The 7,471-nt window shown below is 58.3% G+C and carries 7 protein-coding genes; 3 read left to right on the forward strand and 4 right to left on the reverse strand.

The window, feature by feature from the left end:
* Window positions 1-119: 119 nt before the first annotated feature.
* Window positions 120-2,327 (reverse strand): polysaccharide biosynthesis tyrosine autokinase, encoded by a 2,208-nt coding sequence (locus EKH80_RS16855; protein WP_126685954.1) that lies wholly within the window; start codon window positions 2,325-2,327, stop codon window positions 120-122.
* 29 nt (window positions 2,328-2,356) lie between these two features.
* Complete coding sequence (locus EKH80_RS16860) at window positions 2,357-2,791, reverse strand: low molecular weight protein-tyrosine-phosphatase (RefSeq protein ID WP_126685955.1); 435 nt, start codon at window positions 2,789-2,791, stop codon at window positions 2,357-2,359.
* A gap of 503 nt (window positions 2,792-3,294) precedes the next feature.
* Here EKH80_RS16860 and EKH80_RS16865 point away from each other — a divergent pair.
* The gene (locus tag EKH80_RS16865; RefSeq protein ID WP_230473762.1) at window positions 3,295-4,293 is read left to right on the forward strand and encodes a polysaccharide biosynthesis/export family protein; all 999 of its coding nucleotides are present in this window, start codon (window positions 3,295-3,297) and stop codon (window positions 4,291-4,293) included.
* Window positions 4,294-4,355: 62 nt separating this feature from the next.
* Here the strand turns inward: EKH80_RS16865 and EKH80_RS16870 are convergent, their stop codons facing one another.
* Entirely contained in the window at window positions 4,356-4,616 is a 261-nt protein-coding gene (locus tag EKH80_RS16870; RefSeq protein WP_126685957.1) for a hypothetical protein, read from the reverse strand.
* A gap of 623 nt (window positions 4,617-5,239) precedes the next feature.
* On the opposite strand from EKH80_RS16870, the gene EKH80_RS16875 reads away from it, so the two are divergent.
* Together EKH80_RS16875 and EKH80_RS16880 are read left to right on the forward strand one after the other, a co-directional pair.
* Window positions 5,240-5,686: a DUF2846 domain-containing protein gene (locus EKH80_RS16875; protein WP_126685958.1), complete on the forward strand. Its 447-nt coding sequence runs from the start codon at window positions 5,240-5,242 to the stop codon at window positions 5,684-5,686.
* 405 nt (window positions 5,687-6,091) lie between these two features.
* Complete coding sequence (locus EKH80_RS16880) at window positions 6,092-6,412, forward strand: hypothetical protein (RefSeq protein WP_126685959.1); 321 nt, start codon at window positions 6,092-6,094, stop codon at window positions 6,410-6,412.
* A 294-nt stretch (window positions 6,413-6,706) separates the two neighbouring features.
* Here the strand turns inward: EKH80_RS16880 and EKH80_RS16885 are convergent, their stop codons facing one another.
* A complete protein-coding gene (locus EKH80_RS16885; protein WP_126685960.1) occupies window positions 6,707-7,189 on the reverse strand; it encodes a hypothetical protein in 483 nt (160 codons plus the stop codon).
* Between the last annotated feature and the right edge of the window lie 282 nt (window positions 7,190-7,471).

Genomic DNA, 7,471 nt, shown 5'->3' on the forward strand with positions numbered 1-7,471 from the left:
CGTTCATCGCAGCCGTTAGCTATCCCACCGCCATTCCTGTGCGAGCGGGAATGGCGGTGGCCCACGAAACTCGGTAGCCCCCCCTCCTCCTTGCGGAGGAGGAGAGGACCCACTGACGATCACGCCTTGGAGTTCGGTGTATAAGCGTAATACGCATACGCGTAGTAGCCCGCCGCACGCTTTTCCACCAGGTTGAAGATCGCCCCCTTGATCGGCACGCTGTTCTGCTCCAGCCGCTGCTTGGCCAGGGCGATCTCGCCGACCTGGTTGATGCCGAAGCGCACCACCAGCAGACTGGTGCCGGCGTGGTGGCCGATCACTGCCGCATCGGTCACCGCCAATACCGGCGGCGTGTCGATGATGATCAGGTCGTAGCGCGGGCGCAGCGTTTCGAGCAGCGTATTGAAATTGGCGTGCATCAGCAGTTCCGACGGATTCGGCGGGATCTTGCCGCGCGGAATGAACAACAGGTTGCTCGCGCCATTGACCGGACGGATCACGTCGCTGATCTGCGCCTGCCCGGCGATCAGCTCGGACAGACCGTTGTCGGGCCGGCCGCCGATCATGCGATGCAGGAGTCCCTTGCGCATGTCCGCATCGATCAGCAGCACGCGCTGGCCGGCTTGCGCCATCACCACGGCGAGGTTGGAGGCGACGAAGCTCTTGCCCGCCCCCGGGCTGGCGCTGGAAATCATCAGCACGTTGTTTTTCGTTTCCAGCCGCGCAAAGTGCAAGCTGGTGCGCAAGCTGCGCAGCGCCTCTGTCGCCAGATCCATCGGCGCGTCCAGGGCCAGCAGGCGCTGGTGATTGCCGGTAGAGCGATGCCCAAGGCGCATCGCAGCCTTGCGCTGCAATTCGCTGAGGGGAATGGAAACATACACCGGCAGGCCAAGACGCTCGACCGCCGCCGGATCCTCCACCCCACGGGAGAGCAGCTGGCGCAGGAAAATGAAGCCAAGCGCAGCGAACAGGCCTAGTACCGCACCGCCCGGTATCACCCAGATCGGCCGCGGCCACCAGGGCTTGGCCAGGTTCACCGCCGACTGGTCGATCACGCGCACGTTGCCCACCGTACCGGCACGGGCGATATCCAATTGCTGCGCCTGGTTGAGCAGGTTGGTGTAGGTCTGGCTGGTGACGGTCACGTCACGCGTCAGCCTGAGCAGTTCCTGCTGCGTATTGGGCAACAGGCCGATCTTGCGTTCCAGCGCCCCTTTCTCCCCTTCCAACTGGGAGATCTGCTGCTGCACCGACCTGTATTCCGGGTGCTCCGGCGTGTAACGTCGCTGCGCCTCGGCCATCTGCATGCGCAGCTGGTCAAGATTGGTGTCGATCGACACGTTCTGGTCCAGCAGCGACTGCGTCTGCATGGAGATGTCCACCGAATGCTCTTTCAGCTGGAAGGCGTTCAACGCGTTCGTCGCATGCTCCAGCTGCTGCTTCACCTTCGGCAATTGTTCGCGCACGAACTGCAGACTGTTGGCGGCCTCCGCCGCGCTGCGGTCGACATTCTGGCGCACGTACAGCTGCGTAACCTGGTCGAGTATATTGGTGGCAAGCATCGCGTCGATGTTGTTGTAGGTGAGCTGGATGATGCCCGAATCCTTGCCCTGCTCATCAGCACTGATTTTCTTTTGCAGCAACGCGATGGTATCCATGTGCGAATGCCGAATGACCCGGAAACGCGCCCCGGGATTGGCTTGCAGCGCCCGCACCTGCATGGTCACGCCATTGGCGCTAATGGCCTGGCCGACATGACCATTCACCAGCACGTTGCCATCTGGGTCCTGCAAGGTGTAGTTGCCATGGTCCCCGGCGATCAACGCCAGTTTTTCATCCAGCAAGTCAGCTGGCACTTCGAGCTGGAACACCTCCAGTTGCGAACCGCCCCAGTCGTAACGGTCAATACCGAACACCGGCGAAGCCAACTGGCCAGGATGTTCGTCTACGAACTGGCGCGCGAGGAAGGAGCCAATCAGCGGAAAGTGCTTCGGATAGCTCTCGATGTCGAGCTTGAGGTTCTCCACCACCTGCCCGAGGACTTTGCGTGAAGTCAGAAGCTGCGTCTCGGTCGTCGCCAGCGAGGTGGTAATGCCCAATGTCTCGGTGAGATCGCTCATGCCCGGCAGGGTTGGCGCCTTCTGTTCGACCTGTACGGATGCGCTCGCCTGGTAGATGGGCGTGGCAAGTATCGCGTACAGCACGCTGATCAGGAAAAACACGATGGTGATCGAAGCAATCAGCCATTTGTGGTCGAGTACCGTTCCCAGCAAGGCGCGCAGATCGATATCTTCGTCGCGCGTTGCGAAGCTCTGCTTGGTGGTCATGGGCCGCTCCTCAAAGGGTCAGGTATTCGTCAAAGGTATCGAAGCCAGCTTTCCACACCGCGCTCGATCATGGCGTGCACATGCTCGAACACTTCGTGTGACTGGCGATAAGGATCGGGGACATCGTCGGCTCCGTGCCATTTGTCCAGCAGGAACAACTTGCCGCTGGCTTCCGGCGTCACGCGCGAAACGGCCATCAGCTGATTGCGCTCCATGGCAAGCACGAGATCGGCCTCGCGCAGCATGGACTGGTCCAGCTGCCGCGCACGATGTTCAACTGCATCGATGCCACGCTCCTTTAGGATTTGCATCGCTTTGTCATCCATAGGGCGGCCCACCAGTGCCTTAAGACCCGCACTGCTGACATGGATGTCGCGATGTTTCAGGCTGTCGCGAAACAGGAACTCTGCCGTGGGACTGCGGCAGATGTTGCCTATACAGACGATCAAGATACGTTTGAACACGGACCGAAACACCCCTATTGGCTATATCCATGCAACGCCTTGCCGGCCCCACATTTCTGGTAGTCATGCGTCTCAACATTGTTGCCTTGTTCATACTTGCGTGCCCTTGCACGCTTTCATTGCCGATTATCTAAAGCTCGAATGAAGTTATAGCGCCGCTTTCGTCAAGGGCGCATGGATTTTGCAAAACGTTCGGCATCACACGACGCGTCGTATACACACGTGAGGAAAAAAAGTCGCGTTCGAGCACATTTCATTTACGTCACCGCGACGCTCCCACGAGCTTAATGAATTAAACAGACGTAGCCATTTCGAGGTTTCCCCGTTTCGGATCAAGACGGCATATCCCGGCGTTTTCCAGCACCTTCCCGCCCAGTGCTCCATGGCAAGCGGCAAAACATCAGACATGTGGAGTGCACATGAAAGCATCGTTAGTTTTGGCAGCTGTTTTCACGACCCTGGCCCTGACCGGATGCGCCGCCCTGCCTGGGCAGCACATATCCATGAATGGTCCCGAAAAGGGCCATATCCAGGTGGTCCAGATCACGCCGGATTGGCTGGCGAGCCAGCCGGCCGAGGAGCCTACGGCAGCCCCCCAGGAGTTGCTGAACTATCAGCCCGAGCCCTACCGCATTGGACCCGGCGACCTGCTTTACATCACCGTGTGGGATCATCCCGAATTGACCGCGCCGGCCGGCTCCCAGCAGCAGACCACCGCCAACAGCCGCCTGGTGCGTTCGGACGGCACCCTGTTCTATCCGTATGTCGGCATCGTCAAGGCGCAGGGCATGACCATCGATGAGCTGCGCCAGGAATTGTCCACCCGGCTCGCCAAGTTTGTGCCCAAGCCACAGGTTGACGTGACCGTCACCAGTTACGGCAGCCAGCTCATCACCTTGCAAGGCGCATTCAGCAAGACAGATCCGCAACAGAGCACCACTATTGCGCTGACGCTCGGCCAAGCGATTGGTGAGGCGGGGATCGACTACACGCACGCGGATATGTCGGACCTGGTGCTGTCGCGCGAAGGCCACGATTACCACCTGAACCTGAACACTCTCGACAGGGCCGCTGAACAGCACATCTACCTGAAGCCCGGGGACCGCCTGTTCATGACCTACAACGACAACAAGCAGGTTTACGTGCTGGGCGAAGTGATGCGCCCCCAGGCCCTTCCATTCAGGACGGATGACATGACGCTCACCCAGGCGTTGGGACGCGTCGGCGGACTGGACCCAATCACCGCCAGCAGCAAGTACGTTTATGTCATCCGTGGCGTGAAAGATCTGGCGCACCAGCCGGCCACGGTTTACCAGCTCTACGCCCGCTCCCCCACCTCCTATGTCGTGGCAGACAACTTCCACGTGCTCGCCGGTGACGTGGTGTGGGTGGGCGCATCAGCCATCACCCAATGGAGCCGCTTCCTGAGCCAGCTGGTGCCGCTGGGCAGCCTGGTCAGCAGCGCAGCCGTGGCCCATGGCGGTACCAACAGCGGACTTTGATCGACAGCCTCCCCGCTGTGCTTGGGCGCCGTTGGAACGGCGCCCTTTTTTCGTGCTTGGGCTCAATGGCCTGAACGAAGCCGCGCAATCTCGGCGTAGGCCGCATCCAGTTCGTGGCGCAGTGCCTGATTGCTCTCCAGCAGTTGCTGGATTTCCTGGCACTGCGCAATGACCGAACGCAGCACATCGCTTCTCACCGTCACATGCCGCGCACGGTAGGCGCGCATGCGTTCGGCCGCGGACTTCGCCTTGCCAGTTGGCGGCCGCCCGCGGCGCGGCCGTAGCGGCATGGCAATCGTGCCTGGGTCGTAAGGATCGACCATGGTGTAACTCCCCTGATGCTGATTGAGATTTTTGCGGCCCGAATTTACCGTAACGTGACGTAAAAAGCAACAGAAAAACGCTCTCCGGCAGCCTCGAAGAGCGACTAACGAGGAAATCGGACAGAACGCCTCGGCAAGACGCCGATTGCGCTGAATGCAGGAGCGGACTGAAACAGAAGCACCCGGGTTTCCCACTCATCGCGACGGCAAGAAGCGAGTCATCATTGCGAAGGCCAAGCCAATACATCAGGCATGGCTGCAACAGACCATTTTCCCGATTTACAGAAGGCCTTTGAGCGAAAAAAAGGGGGATACCTCAGGGGCTGGGATGAGGTTTTACGAGCTTGCCGTAACGCTTAAGTTCACCGTGAGGTAGCGCGCTAATCAGATCGGTACAAAAGCAGGCCAGCGCAGGAATCATTCTTAGCCAGCACCTATCTTGCGATACCACTGGCGCCATATCTCAGGCATGCAGCACGCTGCTCTTACATTTGTTTGCGAGAGAGAGCTGGGCTCCCTCCTTTCCGCAGCCCAGAAGTTTCTAGAAGCCTGACAATGCTTGTGACGGGCAACGAGCATTAGTCCATCTGTTTCATTGCCCAAATTCGAATCAGGGGGAATCAATGATCCGCAAGTTACTGGTTACCGCCGCGCTTGGCGCGGCACTGCTTATGACCGGCTGCGCCAGCGTTCCGATGGCGAGCAAGGACGCCGATGCCAATGCAAAGACGTTCGCGCCTTCCCAAAACATGGCAAGTCTGTACATCTATAGAAATGAAACCTTTGGATCCGCGATTAAAATGCCTCTGCTGATCGATGGCATGACGGCCGGCGATACGGTGGCTCATAGCTACGTCTTCAAGACACTCCCCGCTGGCAAGCATACGATCGTGTCGAAGACCGAGAATGATCCGTCTCTTACCATCGACATGACGGCTGGCCAGACTTATTTCGTGTGGCAGGAAGTGAAGATGGGCGCATTTGCAGCACGTTCGGCGCTACACCTGGTCGACGAAGCTGCCGGCCGTAAAGGCGTAGGCGATTGCAAGCTGATTCTGGCGCCGCAATAAGTAACGGGTGCCGCTAAGGTTCCCAATTTGGGCGTCATTGCCATCTATTTGGAGAATAATGATGGAACGGGGCATCCATTTGGTGGATGCCCCAGATCTCGTCGATTGATCAAATCCGTGGCGAAGCTGGGGCGAAACTGAGAGACGATTTCGAGCAAAATTCGCGAAAAAAGAAGTCAGCGATTCCGGCCACTGATGCCTATACCAAACCCCACACGCAAACCAACAATCCCCTACATCATCAACCAAGCAAAGCTGTTAGCGTGGGCCTGTCACCCACGTTATTGCCAATCGCCCCGCGTGAGTGACCCTCGCAGCAATGCCAGGAGAAGCGCGGACCGTGAGAGTTGCGAGCTCCCACGATCCGCTGAACCACAACCAACATATGCATATGAGGTGTTGATCATGGTCTCCAGACATAATAAAGCACGCGTACGCCCATCTGAACCATTCTGGCTCGGTGAACCCTCACGCCATCCCAAAGACCCACAACGAGGCGAGCGATACACCTACTTGATGAAGTTCGCTGGTACCAGTATGGCCATTCACGTTATTCGAAACCTGCTAAAGAACAGCGAAGCTTTTCACGTCGCAAGGGCCGCTGACCGGCCACCCGAGCCAGGCCAGTGGCCGCTCTCCCCCACCCAAGTCGATGGCCTCTATGCCGCTTTGTATTTTCTTCGCCGCCATGGCGATGACATGCTGATGGCAGAGCAAAAAGCGTAGCTCGACTGCCTACGCATAGACCTAACGCGACACATCAATCGGAGGATGATGTGTCGCATAGGGATAATGGGGTATCAGGGAAACCCGCGATTGGCGAACCTCTGTCGACTTTCCATGCGAGGATGTCTGTCAGCGCTGGATTACATCACTGCTGACGTGCCCTGCCACAGGTAATGGGGCATCGAATTCGCACTCCTCATGCTCAAATGATGGGTGTCCAGAAACCCCAACCCCCGCCAGCCCCGTCGTCAGCGAAAGAGCAATTTTGTGGATGCCTCAAGTTCGGGACACTGATCAAGCACAGTCCAGCCACCCTGGCTTACGCCCGGCCGACATGCGGCGGAACACCTGGCCGGCATGATGCGGAATCGGTGGCCGACATCGGAGGAATACGCACTCCATCCGTTCCGGGTTGCCTTGCAGACGCAGCGCATTTTCCTGACATAGCCGTTCGTCCACCAACTCATCAACTCGAACCGAAAACAACCGAACCCAACGTTCGGCCACTTCTTCATCTGACCAGTCCTTGGTTGCCTGCGGATCCACTCGTACCACGACATGCACGTGGTGGCTCATCACCGCATAGGCATACAGCCCTACCGCAAAGCACTCTGCCAACGCCAGCATTCGCTCCTCTACCCAAACCCTTCGGTGCTCATAGGAGCGACCGATATAGGCGTCTTCTCCGCAAAGGAAAGCGCGACCCACGCAGCGGGAAACACAGTGAAAGAAGCCTTCTGTGCCCGGATCGACGATTTGGTGGCGCGGGTAGGTCATGACCCCACACTACGTCCAGTCATAGGCCATTGATGCCGGTCATTGGCGCGCGCTGTCGTCAGCGAAAGGGCAATTTCGTGAATGTCGCGATTCTCGCCTCCGATTCTCGCCTCCCGATTCTCGCCACGATTCTCCGCCACCTGTTCTCTGCGCCGGTTCTCTGCGATTCTCTCTTGGTTCTAGTTGGATCTTGCTGCAGATGAGATTTGTGTGTTCGGCGGAATACCTTCACTTACTGAAACAACAAAACGCCCGCTTTATGCGGGCGCTCTGAAAAGAAAG

The organism is Dyella choica, assembly GCF_003977665.1.
In the GTDB taxonomy this organism is placed as follows: Bacteria; Pseudomonadota; Gammaproteobacteria; order Xanthomonadales; family Rhodanobacteraceae; genus Dyella_B; species Dyella_B choica.

What these genes read in the sequence shown, in the direction of transcription:
- EKH80_RS16855 (WP_126685954.1), bottom strand. Translation starts at nt 2,327, where the DNA reads ATGACCACCAAGCAGAGCTTCGCAACGCGCGACGAAGATATCGATCTG.
- EKH80_RS16865 (WP_230473762.1), top strand. Translation starts at nt 3,295, where the DNA reads ATGAATGGTCCCGAAAAGGGCCATATCCAGGTGGTCCAGATCACGCCG.
- EKH80_RS16870 (WP_126685957.1), bottom strand. Translation starts at nt 4,616, where the DNA reads ATGGTCGATCCTTACGACCCAGGCACGATTGCCATGCCGCTACGGCCG.
- EKH80_RS16875 (WP_126685958.1), top strand. Translation starts at nt 5,240, where the DNA reads ATGATCCGCAAGTTACTGGTTACCGCCGCGCTTGGCGCGGCACTGCTT.
- EKH80_RS16880 (WP_126685959.1), top strand. Translation starts at nt 6,092, where the DNA reads ATGGTCTCCAGACATAATAAAGCACGCGTACGCCCATCTGAACCATTC.
- EKH80_RS16885 (WP_126685960.1), bottom strand. Translation starts at nt 7,189, where the DNA reads ATGACCTACCCGCGCCACCAAATCGTCGATCCGGGCACAGAAGGCTTC.